Source organism: Nonomuraea cavernae, from assembly GCF_040655715.1.
GTDB lineage: Bacteria > Actinomycetota > Actinomycetes > Streptosporangiales > Streptosporangiaceae > Nonomuraea > Nonomuraea cavernae_A.
In genome coordinates this window covers 258909-278254 of the sequence record NZ_JBFAKL010000004.1, presented here as the reverse complement: position 1 = coordinate 278254, position 19346 = coordinate 258909, and the positions used below count along the sequence as shown (strand labels likewise).

Genomic DNA, 19346 nt, shown 5'->3' with positions numbered 1-19346 from the left:
GCGCCAGAAGTGCGCACCTTTGTGGCCTGTCGTTAATCAGCGGGCCCGGCTACGACGGCGTCGTATACGACGCGTACGGAATCGCCCCGGATCCGGAGCGCATCGCCTGTTGCCGTCTGCTTCTGGGACATGGCGTGACACGTTGCGCCGCAGCCGGCGAGCCCGTCATCGACCGACGTACTCCAGGTCGATCGAGTCCGCGTGCGAGCTCCACTTCAGATCGAGGCGCCAGCACCCGGGACTCGGCAGATCGATGAGCGAAGGCCCCGGCCCGCCGTCGACCGTGATCCGCGCCGGGATGCCCACACCGTTCAGCCGGGCCTCGATCCGCAACGGATCGGACGGGACGAGGGGCAGCTTCGACCGTGTACTATCCTGGCCGATCCGGACAAGATCAACGTTGAGGATTTCGCCATGTCAATCTTCTGGGCCGCGTTAGCGATTGTCGGCGCCATCTGCCTGCTCAATCTCTTACTCACCGTCGCAGTGATCCGGCGCCTTCGAGAGCACACCGAGCTGATCAACCGAGGAGGCGCGCAGTCCTCCGCGCAGGGCGAGATCACCCTGCCCGCCGGATCTCAGGTCGGCGACTTCCGCGTCGTGACGGGCGACGACCGGGTGGTGACCCGTGATGATCTCCGGCAGGGCATGCTCGTGGCCTTCTTCTCGCCGCGCTGCCCGTCCTGTGAGGAGCAGAAACCCGCCTTCCTCCGGTACGCGGCCGACCTGTCAGGCGGGCGCGACGAGGTGATAGCGGTCCTGCTGGGCTCGCCCGAGGAGTTGGAGGGCCTGCGCGAGGAGCTGAGCGGGGTCGCGCAGATCGTCATCGAGGGGGACGTCGACGGTGACATGTCCAGGGCGTTCGGCCTCAGCGGATACCCGGCCTTCTGCCTGATGGGCCAGGACGGCGTCCTCGCGGTGACAGGTTTCCGGGTCGACGTCCTTCCTGGGCCCGTAGCCCTGTGACCACCGGTATGCGGGTGGCCGTCGCCGCCTGGCGGCTGGCCTGGCGGGGCTCGGCGCGTACGACCATCGCTCAGGTCGTACTGACGGTGCTGGGCGCGGGCGCGCCCATCGCCGTGGCGTGGCTGACGAAGGTCGTCTTCGATCAGCTGAGCGCCCCGGGCGGACCCGCGGACCTGATGTGGCCGATCATCGGACTGGTCACCGCAGGCATCATGACGGCGCTGATGGCGCAGGTGCTGCAGTACCTGCGGGCCGAGCAGGGACGGATCGTCGCACTCGCCGCCCTCGACCAGCTCTACGCCGCGGTCAACAGGTTGGTCGGTCTGGGGCGGTTCGAGGACCCGCAGTTCGCGGATCGGTTGCGCTTCGCCCGTCACGCCGGCGGATCCGGACCGGCCGAGATCATGACCGTGAGTTTGAGCCTGCTCCGGCAGGTCCTGGTGACCGCGGGGTTCGTCGTCTCACTGATCACCGTCAGCCCTGCTCTGGCGATCGTCGTCCTGGTCGGCGCGCTCCCCGCCGTCGGCGCCGAGTTCGCTCTCGCGCGCCGGCGGGCCGAGGCGATGAACACGGTGGGGCCGATCGAGCGGCGCGAATTGTTCTACGGCCAGCTGCTCTCCGATGTCGACGCGGCTACCGAGATCAGGCTGTTCGGCGTCGGTTCCTTTCTCAGGGAACGGATGCTCGGCGAACGCCGTACCGCGAACCAGGTGCAGCGGACGATGGACCGGCGGACCCTGAGCACGGAGGGGCTGCTCACCATGCTCTCCGCCGCGGTTGCGGGCGGCTGCCTGGTCTGGGTGATCAACGCCGCGGCCGGCGGAACGGTGACCATCGGTGACGTGGCCATGCTGGTCGCCGCGGTCGCGGCGGTGCAGACGGCTCTGCTCGGTATGGTGCGCGATCTGGCCGGAGCGCACACCCAGCTGCTGATGTTCGGTCACTACCTCGCCGTCGTGGAAGCGGAGCCGGATCTGCCGGTGCCGGCCCGGTCCCGTCCGGTGGCGCCGTTGCGGCAGGGCATCGAGCTGCGTGACGTCTGGTTTCGGTACCGTGAGGATCTCCCGTGGGTGCTGCGCGGCGTCACCATAACGATCCCCAAGGGCCAGGCGGTCGCCCTTGTCGGATACAACGGTGCCGGCAAGAGCACGATCATCAAGCTCCTGTGCCGCTACTACGACCCGGATCGTGGCGAGATCCTCTGGGACGGCGTCGACCTGCGCGATCTCGACCCGGTGCAGTTGCGCGCCCGGATCGCGGGGGTCTTCCAGGACTTCGTCTCCTACGAGATGTCGGCCGCCGAGAACATCGGCATGGGTGATGTCGAAGCTCTGGCGGACCACTCACGCATCGAGACCGCTGCGCGGGACGCGGGTGTGCACGACCTCCTGCGCTCGCTCCCCCATGGGTACGACACGATGCTCAGCCGCATCTACTTCGCCGGCGACGAACTGAACGGAACCACACCGGGCACCATGCTCTCCGGCGGGCAGTGGCAACGTGTCGCCATCGCGCGCAGCTTCCTGCGCGGCGGTCGTGACCTGCTCATTCTCGACGAGCCGAGCGCGCGCCTGGACGCCGAGGCCGAACACGAGATCCACCAGGGCTTCCAACGGCTACGCGACGGCGGCACCAGCCTGCTGGTGTCGCACCGGCTCGGCACGATCCGGGACGCGGACCTGATCCTGGTGCTCGACGCCGGCACCGTGGTCCAGGCTGGACGGCATGACGAACTGGTCGAGGCACCAGGGCCATACGCCGAGTTGTTCTCTCTCCAAGCCGCCGGTTATAGGGATTGACCGAAACCCCTAATGGATCTTACTGTGGGTCAAAACGGGGTCAAGATCAGATATGCCTACCGGCATCTTGAAAACGGCCCGCCTCACGAGGGAGTAGAGCATGCTGCGACTCTTCAACACGCTCGGCGACAAGATGCTGTCGGCCTTCGTCCCGAAGGTCACTGCTCAAGCCGCCTGCACGACCTGGAAGGAATTCTGCTACTGCAGCGGTGTCTATTCGATTTCCCGGTGGTGCGACCGCGGTTGCGACAGCAACCAGACGACCTGTGGGCCCTGCAACGTTCGGGGAGCCAAATACAGCTGCTAGCTGACACGTAGACAGGAGCGGTCGTCGGCTGGAGTCGGTGACCGCTTCCGTGTGCCAGGGACAGCCGCGATCCGCGTCATGTCGGCTGCCATGGTGCTCCGAATACCGCGGTGCAATCCGCCGATTAGTGAGGCGCTTTCCGTGCAGGCCGTGATCGCAGTACTCCTCGTAGGTTCCGGCGTGGCGGCCGTCGTCGCGGTGCTGCGGCGCACGTTCGTGCTGGCCACGGTGGCGGGCTTCAGCATGGCGCCCACCTTGCATCCCGGCGATCGTCTGCTGGTGCGCCGGGCATCCCTGTCGCGCCTGAAAGTGGGCGACATCGTGGTGGTCGAACCGGACGCGCGGATGACAGGCCCGCGACCGGGCACCGGCTACGTGATCAAGCGGTTGGCCGCAGTGCCAGGGGATCCCGTACCCGAGCACGTACCGTCGCCGTCGAACGCACAGGTTCCTCCGGGCTGGATGGCGATCCTGGGAGACAACCCCGACGCCAGCCGCGACTCGCGGGACTACGGCCTGGTCGCTCAGGAGCGGCTCGTCGGCGTTGTCGTGCGCGCCATCGGCACCTCAGACCGCCCGCTCCTGAGATCAGGCATCCCTGACACCGAGCACCCCTGAGACCGCGGCCTCTCAGCCCCCGGCCTGACAACAATTGGCGGGTTCCCAGGCACCTATATGTCGGTGGCTGCCCCACCGGCGTGTACGACAGGAGGCCGACTTCCGTCGTAGGCTGAATCACGCTCGTGATGGACAGGAGGCCGAAGTGGCCGAGACGATGGTGGTCGAGGTGATGGCCGAGCTGGCCGAGCTCGAGGACCCAAAGACACGCGAGGTGAACGAGAAACACGGTGACGATCACGGTGTGAACCTCGGCAAGCTGCGCGCGCTCGCGAAGCGGCTGAAGACGCAGCAGGAGCTCGCGTGCCGGCTCTGGGCGACGGGTGACACCGCGGCGAGACTGCTGGCGATGCTGATCTGCCGTCCGAAGGCGTTCGAGCGTGACGAGTTGGACGTCATGGTGCGCGAGGCGCGCAGACCCAAGGTGCACGACTGGCTCGTGAACTACGTGGTGAAGAAGAACCCGCACGCCGAAGAGCTGCGGCCGGCCTGGTCCGCCGACCCGGATCCAGTGGTCGCGAGTGCCGGCTGGGCGCTGACCACCGAACGGGTGGCGAAGAAGCCCGACGGCCTCGACCTCTCAGGACTGCTCGACGTCATCGAGGCGGAGATGAAGGACGCCCCGGATCGCCTGCAGTGGGCGATGAACCACTGCCTGGCTCAGATCGGCATCGAGCACGCCGAGCACCGCGCCCGTGCAGTCGACATCGGTGAGCGCCTGGAGGTGCTCAAGGACTACCCGACCTCCCCGGGCTGCACGTCTCCGTTCGCGCCCATCTGGATCAACGAGATGGTGCGCCGGCAGCACGCACCCTCCTGAGTACTGGCGTTCGTCAGTACGTCACCGCTCACGGCTTCAGCCTGAGCTTCTTCCTCGACGCACCCGGGAACACGACGACCAGGTGCTCCTCCCCCGCATCGGCGACCCGCACGTAGACGCGCAGCCGGTAGCGGCCCTTCCCTTCGATCGCCAGGTTCGGCATCGGGGCACCCGCGCCCACCTCGCCGTCGTCCATCTCCGGCACAGTGAGCCGGCCACTGCGGCTGACGATGGACACCTCGTTGACCTGATCCCACCCGGCCGTCCGCAGAGGCGGCGCGGTGCGGAAGGCCTTCACCGTAAGGCACAGATCAACGACGTCTTCGACGTGCCCGATGAGCGCCGTGCTGCCGGCCACCCCGATGAGGGTGCTGTCGTCGTAGAGCTCGTCCATCGCCTGTTCCATCGCCCCGTCCGCGGTCTCGTCCTCGGGGTCGTGGACCAGATAGCCGGGGTCGCCGTCGACGAACAGGAAGTAGTTGGCCGTGGCCTGGACGACACCCTTCGTCCGGGGCCACGGGTCACGGCACTGCGCGTTCGCCTCGGCGATGTAGGCGGCGTTCGCCTCCTTCGTCTCCGTGGTCGACCGCAGCAGGTCGGGATGGGTCGCGCCGACGATCTCCGGGCAGACGTAGACGAGGTCCCACGGGTCCGCGCCCCAGGCGGACCGGGCGCTCCCGGCCCGCGTCAGAATCGCCTCCTGCTCGTCGCGGTCCTTCGCACGGCACAGCGCCCGCCCGTACGCGAGGACCCCCTGGTCCGACAGGCTGTCCGGGAACATGGGCGGGACCCCGCCCGCTGTGCTCCGCGCCCGGCACAGGAACGCGGCATCGCGTTCCGCAGGTTTCAGGTCGCCGAAGCTGGGCCGGTCGTAGCAGTCCATCGACCAGCCGGTGTAGGCGAGGTGCGCGGCTTGCTCCGGGTGGATCTGCGCGATGACCGGCAGTACGGCCACGGCCGCCACCGCGACGCGGATCACGCGCTGCCGCGCGGGCAGAAGGTCTGCCAGGCGGTTCTCAGTGGGCAGCTCACGGGCGGTCGCCGCGATCCACACGGTGCTGACAAGGTTCACCGCGTCCATCACGACCGGCATCACCAGACTGTCGCCGGAGATCCTGTCGAAGAGAATGTTGAGCGGGATCACCAGCGCGTAGACGCCCACCGACAACCAACCGGCGGTCAGTGTGCCACGGCTCCACCGGCCGTCGCGCCACTGCCCGACGACCGTGATGATGGTCGCCGCCACTCCGCCCAGCATCAACCCCAGTCCGACGATGCCGCCCGAGCCAAGCTCTAGGAGGTCAAGTTCGTCGAGCAGTTCGTTGGCCATCCCGGCCAGCTCGACCGCGAACATCGCTCCGGCCGCCGCGCGCAGCATGCGTGACCGCCAGCGGATGACGAGCAGGAAGAGAACGTCGATCGCGGTCCACAGCGCGAGCTGGAACGCCACGTCGACCTCGTCGGGGAGCAGCCCGATCGGGAACCACAGCACGAGGGTGTACACCACCGCCAGATACAGCAGTCGGCGCAGCGCCTTCTCCCGGCGGTCCAGCGGTCCCGGCGCGGGGGCACGCAGAATCAGCCACAGGAACGCGGCCTTCACCAGGGCGGCCACGAGCAGCGCCACAGTGGTCGGGGTGTCAAACCCGTCGCGCGCGTAGAACCCCGCATAGGTCGGCGGCGTCCATTCGGCGGCCACCCAGAGCCAGGCATCGCCGAGCACCAGGCCCGCGACCGCCGCCGTAAGAACCAGACCTACTAATCCAACCCTGATAATCCGCCATAAACCATCCGGAAGCATGGAACGCGATCTTAATGAGGCACTGCCGAAGGCACAGCGGAACGAGCGGTTCCGCTCCGCGATCAGACTCCATGATCTTCGACCGCAGCGGGGCCAGGCTTGATTGTCGACCAGCCGTCTACACCAAGCTGCCGCACCTGCTGGGTCTTCGACGAAGCAATCAGCGTGGAAGGCCGTTGTCGATCGCCGGCACGTGGGTTTCGTGGACCTGCCCAGTGGTCAGGGACTGCTCGATCCCGCGCAGCGCTGCCGCACGCCAGCGAGAACGCGAACGGGCGGGACTTCGTGAGACTGGAGGCCCGCTCGCGGTTATGTCCAGACACCTACGGCCTTGCTGCGCTCGTCCTCGCACAGCCCCCTGGCAGTAGCCGCATGGGCTCAGTACGAGACGTTGATGCCCCGCGCTCTCGGCGGCGGTCGCCCTCCCGCCTACGCACGGCGATGCCGGGTGGCCAAAGCGCTGGGTGTGAGCGAGACCACCTTGGACGGAGCACGCCGCCAAGTCCGCTCGCCGACGGCTCTGGTGGGCCCTGGCTGCCGCTCCAGCCCACCCGGGGCTAAGCGGACGGTTCGGCACGCAGCGCTACGTCTCCCCCGCGAGACCGGTGAGCCATACGCAGAGGTACCGGCCTGGACGCTGGACCTGTTGTCGGCCTCCGATCGGCACATCTCCCCGGGCGCATGGCGCTTGTCCGCCCTGGTGCTGGCCAGCCACCGTCGGGCAGACCAGCCGATGGAAACATCCGTCGCCTATCTGGGCAACCTTCTGAGCGCGTCCGCCGTTACCGGTCGGCACAAGCTCCTCGAACTGGAACGCGCGGGCTTGACCGAGGTCACTGAGCGCCGCGGCGGGCGCCTTCTCGTACGCCCAGTGCTGAACCCGGACGAGGCCGCCTCAGTCGCTGACACCTACGCCGCACAAGGCCGCCGCTCCACCGCCGCTACCACGCCGCCCGCATCGCCGATCCCCACCCTGCGCCCTGACGGACCTGCACTTTCCCGCGCGCAGCCGCGTGGGCACGCGCGTTCTACTAGCACGTGGTAAAGAGCGCCGCTACTGCTCTCGTCGGGGCTCATGGGCAGTGCCGTCATGACCGCATCCTGTCAGGGATGCGCGGCCGGGCGGCGGCGCGACGACGACCCTCGAGCGAAACTCCTGCCAGCTCTTGACGAACAGATGTTCGAGACGAGGTCGGAAGGCTAGCGGACCTGCGGAATCAGCTACGCTTATGCCCGATTCCTCCCTAAAGCAGGCTATGTGTCCCCCCTTGCCTCTACCCGAGAAAAACCCGCGCCCCCTGACGGCGCGGTCTTCGTCGACCACAGCGGCCGGCGGAGGAGATGGTTCACGGTGGGCGCGGCCGTGGTCAGCACGCTCGCCCTCGCGATGACGGCGATGCTCGTGGGCGCGGTGCTCGCGGACACGCCGCTGTCGGACGACGGCTGGCCCGGATGGCCCGCGAGCACGACCCTCGACGACACCGCTTCCGGCGGCGAACCGGCCGAGCGCGAGCCGTCCTCCGCCCCATCCAGAACCCCGCCGGCCCCGTCCCGGTCCGCGTCCCGGGGGGAGCCCGGCCCTCGCACGCCTGCCGCGCCCTCCCGTACGCGCCAGATGAGCCGGTCAGCGCCTCCCACCACCTCGTCCGCGCGGCCGTCGCGCACGTCCGAGCCGCCGCAGACGGCGCCGGCGACCGGGCGCGAGACGGAGGCGGCGGTGGAGCCGGAGCCCGGCCCGATCCGCGACATCGTGCCGCCTCGCGAGCCCGAGGCGACCGCGACCCCCGAGCCCGAACCCACCGGTCAACCGTCGCCGGTCCAGGTCGCCGTCGCTTCCGGAGCACCGGCGTGACCTCCGCCCGGCGCCGCCGCCGTCCCCGCCCCGGCACGACCCCCGAGCCTGTGCGGGCAGGTGACGCTGGTCATGGGGTGAAGAGACGGGCGCGGCGGCGGGACGGCGAGCCGTCGGGTCACTGGCTGTTGCTGCTCACCGGGATGGCGCTGGTGGGGTGCGCGCTGGTGCTCGACGGCTTCGTCAAGAACGTCGCCGGCGAGACGGGGCCCGCGCCCAGCGGTGGCGACCCGGCGGCCTGGCTGGAACCGCTGCACCGGGGCGGCCCGGTGCTCAACCTGACCGGCGACGAGCCGTCCAGCGCCCGCCTGAAGGCCCGCACGGTGGCGCTGACGTTCGACGACGGGCCCGATCCTGAGTGGACGCCGCGCCTGCTGGACGTGCTGAAGGCGCGCGGGGCCAAGGCGACGTTCTTCGCGGTCGGCTCGAGGGTCGCCGCCCATCCGGAGCTGACTCGCCGGATCGTCGCCGAGGGCCACGAACTCGGCAACCACACCTACACCCATCCCGACCTGGCCACCATCCCCGCCTGGCGGGCCGAACTGGAGATGAGCCTCACGCAGAAGGCGCTGGCCGGAGCCACGGGCCTGCACACGACGCTGGCCCGTCCCCCGTATTCCTCGACCCCGGGCACCATCACCGTCGAGCAGTGGGACAGCCTCGCGGCGCTCGGCCGCCAAGGCTACCTGATCGCGCTGACCGACCTCGACACCCAGGACTGGCTCAGGCCGGGCGCGTCCCACATCGTCAAGGCCGCGCTCCCGTCCGGGGGGCGCGGCGCGGTGGTGATGATGCACGACTCCGGCGGCGACCGCGCCCAGACGGTCGAGGCAGTCGGCCGGCTGCTCGACGAGCTGGACCGGGCCGGCTACCGCGCCGAGACTCTGACGTCCGCGCTCGGCATGCCGTCGGCCCACCGCCCGGCCGAGCAGACGGCGCGGATCGCCGGCACCGCGCTCGGCCTGGCGCAGCGCGGGGCCGGCGCGTTCACGGCCGCGCTGTGGTGGGTGCTGTTCGTCACCGGGGCCCTGACGCTGGCACGGCTGGTGCTCCTGGTGGTGCTGGCCCGGGTGCACGCCCGCCGCTCGCGCGACCCGGAACGGGCCGGACGGTGGGACCGTCCGCCGGGGGTGAGCGTGATCGTGCCCGCGTACAACGAGGAGGCGGGGATCGCGGCGACCGTGCGCTCGCTTGTGGCGACCTCGTACCCCGGACCGGTGGAGGTGCTGGTGGTGGACGACGGCTCCACCGACCGCACCGCCGAGGCCGTCGCCGCGACCAGGCTGCCGGGCGTACGGGTGATCAGGCAGGCGAACGGGGGCAAAGCGGTCGCGCTCAACACCGGCATCCGGCACGCGCGCCACGAGATCCTCGTCATGGTCGACGGCGACACGGTGTTCGAGCCCGGCACGATCGGGCATCTGGTGCACCGGCTCGCCGACCCGCGTGTGGGCGCGGTGAGCGGCAACACCAAGGTCGGCAACCGGCGCGGGCTCATCGGCCGCTGGCAGCACGTCGAGTACGTGATCGGCTTCAACCTGGACCGGCGCGCGTTCGAGCTGCTCGACTGCATGCCGACTGTGCCGGGGGCGATCGGCGCGTTCCGGCGCGACGCGCTGGTCGCGCTCGGCGGGGTGAGCACCGACACGCTGGCCGAGGACACGGACCTGACGATGGCGCTGTGCCGGGCGGGCTGGCGGATGGTGTACGAGGAACGGGCGATCGCCTGGACGGAGGCGCCCGCGACGCTGCACCAGCTCTGGCGGCAACGCTACCGCTGGTGCTACGGCACGATGCAGGCGATGTGGAAGCACCGCCGCGCCCTGGCCGAGCCGAGGCCGTTCGGCCGCCGCTGCCTGGGTTACCTGGCGCTGTTCCACGTGCTGCTGCCGCTGCTGGCGCCGGTGGTCGACCTGATGGCCGTCTACCACGTGGCCGTCGGCGACCCGCTGCCCGCGGTGGCGGTGTGGGCCGGGTTCGTTGTGGTGCAGGCCGCCGCCGGCTGGTACGCGCTGCGCCTGGACGGGGAGCGGGTGTCGGCGCTCTGGGCGCTGCCGCTGCAGCAGGTGGTCTACCGGCAGCTCATCTATCTGGTGGTGTTCCAGTCGGTGGCGACCGCGCTGCTGGGGGTGCGGCTGCGCTGGCACACGGTGCGCCGGCAGGGCACTTTCGCGGCACCGTGAGGGCGCGGCGAGAGCCCGGAACGGGGAGGGCCGCAGATTTTATCCGGGGTTCGGATTCCCTTACCTGGTAAGGGAATCGGGGTAGGGTACCCCGGTCGAACAGGGCGCGACTTGATCCTCAATCCCACCCGCGATTACCAACCCCAGGCAAACCCCAACAAGACGAAACCCCCGAACCCGTAGGTTCGAGGGTTTCCGATGTCCTGAGACATCACATGGCGCGCCCTGCCGGATTCGAACCTACGCACCCGGCTCCGGAGGCCGGACGAATTCATACTTTTGACCTGCGGAAATGCTCTGTGCGTGCCCGCATTTGTACGTCTCCCTGTACAGTCGAGCCACCTTGTGGAGCGGCTCGTACACTCTCACCTGCTAACTGGAGCGAACTCTCGCCCCAGCCCAACAACCGGGTTCGGGTTTCATGCGGCGTGCGGGGTGAAAGTCACGCGGGAGTCACCCTCGTCGATGGCGACGTTCAACACACCGTCCAGGGCCTTCGCCAGGCGCCGTAGCAGCGGGAGTGTGGCCACGGTGTCGCCGCCCTCCATCCGGGAGACCTGAGGCTGTGTCATCCCGGCCCGCTCGGCCAGCTCGGCCTGGGACAGGCCAAGCTCGATCCGGCGGTTGTAGACCGCTTGCCCGAGATCGCCGGCCAACCGCGCGTCGACGTACTCCTGGTCGTACTCCACCGACTCACCGGCAAGCTGCCGGGTTCGCCGTGTCTTCCACGTGCTGTGGTTCATCAGTTCTCCTTGCGCCGATCGTAGGTGTGCTGAGCATGGCCGTGCTCGGCCTCGCAGACCTTCTGCGCTTGATGGGCACGCTCTACTTCCGAGGCTTCACGCATCTTCGTCTTACGGAACACCGTCAGCAGAACGATCCGCCGCCCGGGCGCGAGCCAGTACGGGATGCGCACGGCCTCTCCGTCCAGCTCGAATCGCAGCTCGCGTAGCTTGCCGCCCAGGTGGCGCGAGTACGGCTCGCCGAGTGTCGTCGGCTCATCCAGCAGACGGTCGGCCTTGTCCTCGACCCGCCGGAACAACCGAAACGGCAGCAGCTCCAGCCAATCCCGCACCTCGGGTTCGAGCTCGATCTGCCAGCGGTCCGTCATGCAATCAACGGTATATGCATTTGATTGCATACGGCAAGCCTGGGCGAGCTACCGCGACCCGCAGTACGACTCTAAGCATTGCAAAGATCACTCGAGGCGAAGGGACCCCCTGGGGTGATCATTCATGCGCGCTTGCGGGCCAGGGGTTGAGTGCGGCGCGCAGCCGTTTCGCGTAGACGCGGCGGCGGTCGGCGGGGGGCCAGTCGGGCTGCGGGGGCGTGCCGTAGAGGTCGTCGCCGGCGTAACACGGGAAGAAGTCTTGGTGGAAATGTCCCTTCAGGGGCGCAAACCGCAGCGAGCCTCGCCAACCGCTTAAGCCGTACAACATCGGCATCGCTTGCGGCCCGTCCCGGCTGGTCGTGATCGACCTCGACCAGCCCAAGCCCGGCGAGCGCCCGCCCGCCGGCCTCGCCCAGCACCACCCGAAGAACGGAGAGCACGTCTTCCGCCTACTGTGCGCCGAGCACGCCCAGCCGTACCCCGACGACACTCTCACCGTCCGCACCCGGCGCGGTGGCACACATCTCTACTTCACCCCGCCTGAGGGCCTACGGCTACGCAACAGCGCGGGTCACAAGGGCGGGCTCGGCTGGCTGATCGACACCCGCGCCTGCGGTGGCTACGTCGTCGGCCCTGGGAGCCACGTCGCCCAGCCGGACGGCACCGGCCCTTACGAGATCACGCGCGACCTACCAGCCGCACCGCTCCCGGCCTGGCTCGCCGAGGCGCTCACACCCGCCGCGCCGCCCTCGCTAAGCGCCGCCGATCTGCTGGCCTGCCTGCCCAGCCACCGCCTGAACCGGTACGGCGAGGCCGCGCTACGCGGCGAGATCGAACGCGTGGCCACCGCCCAACGCGGCACCCGCAACCACACGCTCAACACCGCCGCCTTCAACCTCGGCCAACTCGTCGCACGCGGCATGCTGCCCGCCGAGGTGGTCATCACCGCTCTCCAGTCCGCCGCCGAGAACGCCAACGCCGAAGGCGACCCGAACCCGCCACGCGAGATCGCTGCCGTGATCGCCTCCGGCTTGTCCGCAGGCATGAAAGCCCAGCCACGCCGTAGCAGGGCCGCATGAACACCACGCAAGGAGCACCAGCCATGAACGACCGCACACCCGACGGCGCCGCCCTGCTCGACCGACTACGCGCCGCGCTCACCCGCTACGTCATCCTGCCGAGCCCCGAGACCGCCGACGCCGTCACCCTCTGGATCGCCGCCACTCACGCCCAGCCCGCATGGGCGCACGCCCCCCGGCTGGTCATTCGAGGCCCGGAAAAGCGCTGCGGCAAGTCCCGGCTCCTGGACGTCGTGGAGGCCACCTGCCACGAGCCGTTCATCACCGTCAACTCCTCCAGCGCCGCCGTCTACCGCTCCATCACCGAAGACCCGCCGACCATGCTCGTGGATGAGGCCGACACCATCTTCGGCCCCAAGGCCGACGGCAACGAAGACCTCCGCGGCCTGCTCAACGCCGGACACCAGCGCAACCGCCCTGCCAAGCGCTACGACGCCGCCACCAACCGCGTCGAAAGCATCCCGACCTTCGCCATGGCCGCACTCGCCGGCATCGGAGCCATGCCGGACACCATCGAAGACCGCGCCGTCGTCATCCGCATGCGCCGCCGCGCCCCCAGCGAGAACGCCGCCCCCTACCGGCACCGCCGAGACCGGCCCGCGCTACGCGAACTGGCCGCCGACTTGAACCTGTGGCTCCGCGCTGACCTGTCCGTCTTGGAAGCGGCAGAACCCAGCATGCCGGTAGAAGACCGCGCCGCCGACACCTGGGAACCCCTCGTCATCGTTGCCGACCACGCTAGGGGAGGCTGGCCTGATCGGGCCCGCGCCGCCACGTTGACCCTCACCGCCGAGGCCGACGACAACGGCCAGACCTCGGCGCGCGTGCGCCTGCTCGTTGCCTGCCGCACCGCGTTCGGCCCCGACACTGCCCTACCTACCGCTCTCCTGCTGGAGCGTCTCAAAAGCGATCCCGAGAGCGAATGGGCTGATCACGGTCCTGCTGGACTGACCGCGATGAAGCTCGGCACGATGCTGCGCGAATACGACATCCGCTCAGCCAACATCCGCTTCCCCAACGGCCAGCAGGCCAAGGGCTACCAGCGCGCCGACTTCGCCGACTCATGGGCACGCTACTGCCCCGCCCTCGGACCCATCCCAGAGGCCGACGTGGTGCCGATCGACAGGGAGATCCGTCCCAGCCGTCCCAGCCTCGTCACCGCAGGTCAGAGCGGGACGGCTCCCATCGCTGGGACGGCATGACCCGTCCCACCAAAACAAGCCGTCCCAGGCTTGACCTGCGGAAATGACCCTGGGACGGCTGGGACGGCTTACCCCTGGCCAACCACCTGCGAGCGCCCTCGGCGACCAGCCGCCAAGCACAACCGCCGAGGCATCACCCAGCACCGATCACGATGCCCGAAAGGCAGCCACCACCATGACAACGCGTCCCAAGACCCTGCTCACCATCGCCGATGTCCTCGACGAGATCGACGTCCCGAAATCCACCTTCTACCGCTGGCTGCACACCGGCCGCGGCCCGAGGTCGCTGAAACTCCCCAACGGCAAGCGCAAGGTCCGTCGCTGCGACCTGGACGCCTGGCTCACCACCTTCGAGCAGACCGCAGCCTAGGAAGGGGCGACATGCAGACTCACGACGTCGTGATCTGGAGCATCCGCAACCGCAAGGGCCGCGCCAAGCCGTACCAGCTTCGCTGGAAGGTCGGGACCGAGCCGAAGTCCAAGGCGTTCCTGACCAAGGCACTCGCCGACAACTTCCGCGCCGACCTGCTCAAGGCCGCGAAGAGGGGTGAACCCTTCGACACGCTCACTGGCCTGCCCGACTCCATGACAAAGACGGAAAAGGCCGCTCTGAGCTGGTACGACTTCTGCCGGAAGTATGTGCGCATGCGCTGGAAGGGTGCCGCCGCCAAAACCCGTGAGGCCATCGTGGACAGCCTCACGGTAGCCACGTTCGCCCTCCTGGCCGATGAGGCTGCCAGCCTCTCCAAGAAGGAAATCAGAGCCGCGATGCAGTGGGCCCTCCTACCGCGCCAGGAGGACGAGGCGGCTCCGCCTCATCTCGGCTACGCCGTTCGCCTCCTCCAGAAGGGCACCGTCAACGTGAGTGACCTCGCCGACCCCATCGTGGCGCGCAATATCTGCGAGGAACTCACCCTCACACGCGACGGCAAACGCGCGGCGGCCGACACGACGGCCCGGCGGCGGCGCGGCCTCAACACCGCTCTTGAATACGCCATCGACCTCGGCGAGCTGGCCGAGAACCCACTCAAGCGCGTCAAGCAGAAGAAGGTGGCCAGAGACAACACTGTTGATCGGCGATGCGTGGTCAACCCCGTCCAGGCCCGCGAACTCCTCGTGAGCCTCTCTTACGTTGGTAGCTGGCATCGTGCGCGAGGACGCCGCCTCGTCGCATTCTTCGCCACGCTGTACTTCGCCGGCCTCCGTCCAGCTGAGGCGATCGGGCTCCGCGAAAGCGACTGCCTTCTGCCAGAGGAGGGGTGGGGAATGCTCACTCTTGAAGTCACCCGCCCAAGCAGCGGCAAGCGATGGACCGACAGCGGGACCGTGCACGACCAGCGCGGGCTCAAGCAGCGAGAGGATCGCGAGGTCCGGCCCGTGCCGATTCCGCCCGAGTTGGTTCGCATCCTGCGAGCGCACCTCCAAGAGTTCGGCACAGCTCCAGACGGACGGCTGTTCCGCAACGAACGCGGTGGCGTTCTCGGTGCTTCAACTTACTCGCGGGCCTGGGAAGAGGCCCGACGCCTCGCTCTGACTTCGCAACAGGTCACTTCAACCCTTGCTGGCAAGCCCTACGACTTGCGCCACGCCGCCCTGTCCACGTGGCTCAATGCAGGCGTTGACGCGACGGTGGTAGCCGAGCGCGCTGGCAATAGCGTGGAAGTTCTTCTCAAGCGGTACGCCAAGTGTCTCGATGGGCGCGACAACCAGATTAACCGCCGAATCGAGGCCGCCCTGCAGACATGATCAAGTTCAACCCGAAGGAATATGAGTATCCGTCCGCCTCGTCCGCACGGGCAGCACTGGTGGTCAGAGTTGAGTCGGTCTGCTACGTAACGCTCCGCCTTCCAAGCGAAACAAGCGACCTGCTCGGCTGATTGAGACCCTGGTCTGGGCACGTGTGGACAGGGGTGCGGATGTATTAGTTTGGGGCATTGCTTTCACCTCAGCCACAAGTTCACGTAAAGCAGGGCGAAAATATATAGCACCCCGATCGGGCAATAGCGAAAGCATCAATCTGGATCAGTCGACGGAACTTGATGGACCTCTAAATAGAGAATCGCAGCATCCAGGCGCCCGATATTGTCTTTGAAGTGCCCCAGGCCAAGGTTGCATGACCGGCAAAGAATGCCTCTGACTCGACCATTAGCGTGGTCGTGATCAACACAGGGCACGAGGCCACTCTTACTCGGATCGAAAACTACATAGCAGATAGAGCATGTGAAGTTCTGGTCCGTGAGCATTTTTTCAAAGTCCTCAAGCGTGAGCCTATAGTTAACGCGGAGCCATCTCGCTCGCTCCTTCTCCGCAAAGCATTTTCGGCAGACTCGGGCTTCGCCATTGAAATACCAGCCATGCTCTTCAAATAGATGGCCATTTGCGCATTGAGAGGTTCCCTCCCAGGATTTACGACGATTCCATTCGTGGGTACTAGCGTCACCGCCTTTGCTGCGCACATGGGAAGCAGCCTGGCATGCCCTGCAAACCCGACGATTTCTACGATCGACGTAGAGCGTATCCTCTGTCCACTCGTGGCCGTTTGCGCAACGTTCACCATCGTCATCACGCTTTTTACGCCCTTTGTATTTTCCAGCCTCCCCGAGGGGCGTCCGCCCTGGGCGAGGTGTTGACACCTCAAGATGCCCCGGAAAAACGCATAGCTTGTTGCCGCAGGTCTGCCTCACCTGCTGTCCCTTACGCAGCTCCCCCCCTTGGCTCTCGTACATCCAACGATGTATACGGATCTGGCGCTGCTTTCCATCCTCCCGCCACAACTTCCGATCCGCGGTCTGCGGAAAGCCTTCCTTCCCCAAGGCACCAGTCCAGATAAGACACTCCCCGCTTCGGGTGCAGTTCTGCACCACAAAGTCGTAGGTTATGTCATCAAGGTCAAGCTGCCTATATTCAGGCGCACCATAGCGAGCGTCTCTCCGATAGCACGGCTGACACATTCCTCTACGAAGAGGCTTGTATGCTTTTCCGCAAGCCGAGCAGTTCTTATCTTCTCCAGCAGGTATGTAATTTGTCCGCTCCATGAGCGAATCACTCCCATGATTGCTATGGCCGATCCAACGTTAATCGCTAAGAGGAACCTCTGTCGGCGATTCTGTTTGCTCTCGCTCCCATGGTGGCGGGACGCGCTTTTCCATTAGGCGATCGAAGGACTCTGCCGCCTCCAAATCATGCTGCTCAAGATAGCTTCGCGCATCAGCACGGTCGATCTCATTAAACTCGGCAAGCTCCCGCAGAGACTCCTCCTCTTCATCAAGATGATTGCCTTGATGTAGAGCTACAACGATTGCTCCCATCCACCCCCCGTCAGACCGGGGAGGTTCCTCTAGTTGCGACAAGCGATCCGCCACAGATTGCACCAACGGAATTACAGTAAATCCGAGATAGGCAGAAGTTGCGAGGATCTCCACAGTTCTCCTGTGATGAATCAATGCCTGAATCAATAGCACCGCCGCAATGAGCAGCGTCGCACAAACGAACCAGCTTGATCCGTTAAGTGGGAAAACTATGCCGAGAGCCACGATTGGTGGGGCTATCGCTAGTCTCAGTTCCGATTCGGCTTGGATGCGATCAAACTCTTGATATTGAGGAGACGCAGATTGAGACAGCTGTGCGGCGGAGTGTCTCAAATCTCTGATTCCAGCTTCAATCGGAAAGATATAGATCGCCATTCCGGGCACGCCAGCCTTGTGGAGCGAAGCCGCAATGGCGTCGATTGCAAGCGAACGAGCCGAAACACTCATCGGCCGGGCTGAAAATTCGACTTTTCTGATTATTCTGAACAGGCGATATGGCCGCCTGGCTTTCTGCTGGAAGGCGCCATCCGTCCTCGCGGTAAATCGATTCTCCTTAGAGGCAACCCAAGCCAGTGCCTTATTGATTCCATTTCCAACCAATTTGACCAGAGGGCTTAATATCCCCGTTGCTACATTGCCCAGCAGGTATGAAAGGAAAAGGGCTGCCGGAATAGCAAACCCGCCAGTCCATCCAGAAGCCAATTCTTTGATCGCAAGTCCGGTTTCTGAAGTAGTTAATAATCCATCTCTATATGGCGCCAATATAATCACGGCGACTCCAAGCCAGAGCACACCAGCAAAGAGAGGAGCGCGAAGTGCACGAACGCCAGGAAGTAGGGAACTAAGTATCTCCATGAAAGCCATCCAGCTAGGTGGTATGCGGACGTTTCGGCAGGGAGATGGTAGGTCCGCAAGGAACTGATCTCAACATGCCCGATCACGCTGTCTGCTGTCGACCCCACCGCAGAGCGGTAGCTGGGCTGCTGGGCATGCCTGGGCATATGCCGCGCGGGGTAGTTGAGCGCGTGAGCGGTGCCGGCCAGAGAGTCGCAGCGCGGCCAAGTGACGGCTAGTCGGAGCCCTGACGCTGAAAACGGTGTGGCCCTTGATACTGCAGTGCGAGGTTTGATCCAGTCGACTGGGAATTGGGCGGGTGCTGGCTTGATAGGGAGCGCGAGAGGGTCGCTGGTCAGCGAGGGTCCTTACTCTGGCTGGAGTGCATCACTACCCAGCCCTACGAACCCCGTCGAAGCGTCGGCCATGGCGCCGTGTCGGTGCTACCTGTGGCCGTCGCGCGCTGGTGTTCTGAGTAGTTGTAGGCCGCTGCAGAGCAGGGTGCCTCACTATGCGCCCGCTAGGGCGACCGTTCACAACCGGCTCAAAGACCTTGGTCGAGCAACATTCCACGGCTGGGCGGGAGTCATGTCGGCTGCCGCGAGTTCATCGCCCTCCAGCGCATAACAAGCGATCTCGCATGGCTTGTGGACGCCGACGAGTGATTAACAGCCTGCGAGATGGGTCTGCTGATCACATCCGAAGAAGCACAGGCGACACGTAGCCTTCTTGTCGATCGTGGCTTCGGGGAACTCGATCATGGTCCACAACTGGTCCACAACCTGCGAGCTACAACGAGAACGGGCGGGACTCCGTGAGACTGCAGGCCCGCCCGTCCGTACGATGTTCGCCCTGGTCAGCGGCCGAAACCGCCGGTCAAGATCGAGTGCCCCCTGTAGGATTCGAACCTACGCACCCGGCTCCGGAGGCCGGTGCTCTATCCCCTGAGCTAAGGGGGCTCAACGTGTGACAAGGCTACCAGCATCAGGCCACCACTCGTCACGCGATAAACCTCCGATCACACATCCTGGAAAACCGCACGTGACCGCGCCACTACGGGTAGCTTTGCCGCCGTGAGTGAGGTTCTTGGCAAAGTACTGGTAGTTGACGATGACGAGGTCATCCGTCAGCTGATCGCGGTCAATCTGAGCCTGGAAGGGTTCGAGGTCGCGACCGCCACCGATGGGCAGGACTGCCTCGAGCGGGTGCTCGACGTCATGCCCGATGTGATCACTTTGGACGTGATGATGCCGTGCCTGGATGGGTGGGTGACGGCCCAGCGCTTGCGCATGGGCGAGGCCACCAGTCACATCAAGGTGGTGCTGATCACGGCCCGGGCTCAGGATGACGACAAGAGGCGCGGCAGGGGCATCGGCGTGGACGCCTACCTGACCAAGCCGTTCGATCCGGCGGAGCTCATCCAGGTCGTACGAGACCTGGCAGCCGACCCCCCTAGCTGAACGACG

Annotated in this window: 16 protein-coding genes, 1 tRNA gene and 1 pseudogene; 12 read left to right on the top strand and 6 right to left on the bottom strand. The window is 66.4% G+C overall.

All coding sequences use genetic code 11. From position 1 onward, the window contains the following. The first annotated feature begins 414 nt into the window (after positions 1–414). The 5 genes from AB0I38_RS08245 to AB0I38_RS08225 all read left to right on the top strand — a co-directional run bounded on the left by AB0I38_RS08245 (position 415) and on the right by AB0I38_RS08225 (position 4510). Positions 415–966, top strand: coding sequence for a redoxin domain-containing protein (locus tag AB0I38_RS08245; protein ID WP_358463906.1), 552 nt, complete (start codon positions 415–417; stop codon positions 964–966). Further along, a complete protein-coding gene (locus tag AB0I38_RS08240; RefSeq protein WP_358463903.1) occupies positions 963–2765 on the top strand; it encodes an ABC transporter ATP-binding protein in 1803 nt (600 codons plus the stop codon). Before AB0I38_RS08245 ends, AB0I38_RS08240 begins: the two co-directional genes overlap by 4 nt. Before the next feature lie 100 nt (positions 2766–2865). Further along, entirely contained in the window at positions 2866–3072 is a 207-nt protein-coding gene (locus AB0I38_RS08235; protein WP_358463900.1) for a hypothetical protein, read from the top strand. Between the two features lie 180 nt (positions 3073–3252). After that, complete coding sequence (lepB, locus tag AB0I38_RS08230; RefSeq protein ID WP_358463897.1) at positions 3253–3690, top strand: signal peptidase I; 438 nt, start codon at positions 3253–3255, stop codon at positions 3688–3690. Between the two features lie 145 nt (positions 3691–3835). Next, the gene (locus tag AB0I38_RS08225) at positions 3836–4510 is read left to right on the top strand and encodes a DNA alkylation repair protein (RefSeq protein WP_358463894.1); all 675 of its coding nucleotides are present in this window, start codon (positions 3836–3838) and stop codon (positions 4508–4510) included. A gap of 28 nt (positions 4511–4538) precedes the next feature. Here the strand turns inward: AB0I38_RS08225 and AB0I38_RS08220 are convergent, their stop codons facing one another. Continuing rightward, the gene (locus AB0I38_RS08220) at positions 4539–6233 is read right to left on the bottom strand and encodes a hypothetical protein (RefSeq protein WP_358463891.1); all 1695 of its coding nucleotides are present in this window, start codon (positions 6231–6233) and stop codon (positions 4539–4541) included. Between the two features lie 1429 nt (positions 6234–7662). On the opposite strand from AB0I38_RS08220, the gene AB0I38_RS08215 reads away from it, so the two are divergent. Together AB0I38_RS08215 and AB0I38_RS08210 are read left to right on the top strand one after the other, a co-directional pair. After that, positions 7663–8163 carry a hypothetical protein gene (locus AB0I38_RS08215; protein WP_358463888.1) on the top strand — a complete coding sequence of 167 codons (501 nt, stop codon included), beginning with the start codon at positions 7663–7665 and terminating at the stop codon, positions 8161–8163. A 77-nt stretch (positions 8164–8240) separates the two neighbouring features. Further along, on the top strand, positions 8241–10346 hold the full coding sequence (locus AB0I38_RS08210; RefSeq protein WP_358463885.1) for a bifunctional polysaccharide deacetylase/glycosyltransferase family 2 protein: 2106 nt from the start codon (positions 8241–8243) through the stop codon (positions 10344–10346). A gap of 419 nt (positions 10347–10765) precedes the next feature. Here AB0I38_RS08210 and AB0I38_RS08205 read toward each other — a convergent pair whose 3' ends face one another. Together AB0I38_RS08205 and AB0I38_RS08200 are read right to left on the bottom strand one after the other, a co-directional pair. Further along, positions 10766–11089 carry a helix-turn-helix domain-containing protein gene (locus AB0I38_RS08205; RefSeq protein WP_358463882.1) on the bottom strand — a complete coding sequence of 108 codons (324 nt, stop codon included), beginning with the start codon at positions 11087–11089 and terminating at the stop codon, positions 10766–10768. Next, positions 11089–11457 carry a type II toxin-antitoxin system RelE/ParE family toxin gene (locus tag AB0I38_RS08200; protein WP_358463879.1) on the bottom strand — a complete coding sequence of 123 codons (369 nt, stop codon included), beginning with the start codon at positions 11455–11457 and terminating at the stop codon, positions 11089–11091. The genes AB0I38_RS08205 and AB0I38_RS08200 overlap by 1 nt, the downstream gene beginning before the upstream one ends. A gap of 269 nt (positions 11458–11726) precedes the next feature. Here AB0I38_RS08200 and AB0I38_RS08195 point away from each other — a divergent pair. The 4 genes and pseudogenes from AB0I38_RS08195 to AB0I38_RS08180 all read left to right on the top strand — a co-directional run. Beyond that, positions 11727–12536 (top strand): annotated as a pseudogene (locus AB0I38_RS08195) (bifunctional DNA primase/polymerase); the annotation flags it as partial. Positions 12537–12559: 23 nt separating this feature from the next. Then, positions 12560–13738: a DUF3631 domain-containing protein gene (locus AB0I38_RS08190; RefSeq protein WP_358463876.1), complete on the top strand. Its 1179-nt coding sequence runs from the start codon at positions 12560–12562 to the stop codon at positions 13736–13738. 175 nt (positions 13739–13913) lie between these two features. Then, positions 13914–14108, top strand: coding sequence for a helix-turn-helix transcriptional regulator (locus AB0I38_RS08185; RefSeq protein ID WP_358463873.1), 195 nt, complete (start codon positions 13914–13916; stop codon positions 14106–14108). A gap of 11 nt (positions 14109–14119) precedes the next feature. Then, positions 14120–15484, top strand: a complete 1365-nt coding sequence (locus AB0I38_RS08180; protein ID WP_358463870.1) for a tyrosine-type recombinase/integrase — start codon at positions 14120–14122, stop codon at positions 15482–15484. 266 nt (positions 15485–15750) lie between these two features. Here AB0I38_RS08180 and AB0I38_RS08175 read toward each other — a convergent pair whose 3' ends face one another. The 3 genes from AB0I38_RS08175 to AB0I38_RS08165 form a co-directional block, all read right to left on the bottom strand. Beyond that, on the bottom strand, positions 15751–16464 hold the full coding sequence (locus AB0I38_RS08175; protein ID WP_358463867.1) for an endonuclease VII domain-containing protein: 714 nt from the start codon (positions 16462–16464) through the stop codon (positions 15751–15753). 348 nt (positions 16465–16812) lie between these two features. Further along, positions 16813–17910, bottom strand: a complete 1098-nt coding sequence (locus tag AB0I38_RS08170) for a hypothetical protein (protein WP_358463864.1) — start codon at positions 17908–17910, stop codon at positions 16813–16815. Positions 17911–18767: 857 nt separating this feature from the next. Continuing rightward, a tRNA-Arg gene (locus tag AB0I38_RS08165) sits at positions 18768–18839 on the bottom strand. A gap of 114 nt (positions 18840–18953) precedes the next feature. Between AB0I38_RS08165 and AB0I38_RS08160 the strand changes: the two genes are divergently transcribed. Further along, the gene (locus AB0I38_RS08160; protein ID WP_358463861.1) at positions 18954–19340 is read left to right on the top strand and encodes a response regulator transcription factor; all 387 of its coding nucleotides are present in this window, start codon (positions 18954–18956) and stop codon (positions 19338–19340) included. The last annotated feature ends 6 nt before the right edge of the window (positions 19341–19346 follow it).

Coding starts and splice junctions, on each gene's coding strand:
- AB0I38_RS08245 (WP_358463906.1), top strand. CDS start 415: ATGTCAATCTTCTGGGCCGCGTTAGCGATTGTCGGCGCCATCTGCCTG.
- AB0I38_RS08235 (WP_358463900.1), top strand. CDS start 2,866: ATGCTGCGACTCTTCAACACGCTCGGCGACAAGATGCTGTCGGCCTTC.
- AB0I38_RS08205 (WP_358463882.1), bottom strand. CDS start 11,089: ATGAACCACAGCACGTGGAAGACACGGCGAACCCGGCAGCTTGCCGGT.
- AB0I38_RS08200 (WP_358463879.1), bottom strand. CDS start 11,457: ATGACGGACCGCTGGCAGATCGAGCTCGAACCCGAGGTGCGGGATTGG.
- AB0I38_RS08190 (WP_358463876.1), top strand. CDS start 12,560: ATGAACGACCGCACACCCGACGGCGCCGCCCTGCTCGACCGACTACGC.
- AB0I38_RS08185 (WP_358463873.1), top strand. CDS start 13,914: ATGACAACGCGTCCCAAGACCCTGCTCACCATCGCCGATGTCCTCGAC.
- AB0I38_RS08180 (WP_358463870.1), top strand. CDS start 14,120: ATGCAGACTCACGACGTCGTGATCTGGAGCATCCGCAACCGCAAGGGC.
- AB0I38_RS08175 (WP_358463867.1), bottom strand. CDS start 16,464: ATGTACGAGAGCCAAGGGGGGGAGCTGCGTAAGGGACAGCAGGTGAGG.
- AB0I38_RS08170 (WP_358463864.1), bottom strand. CDS start 17,910: ATGGCTTTCATGGAGATACTTAGTTCCCTACTTCCTGGCGTTCGTGCA.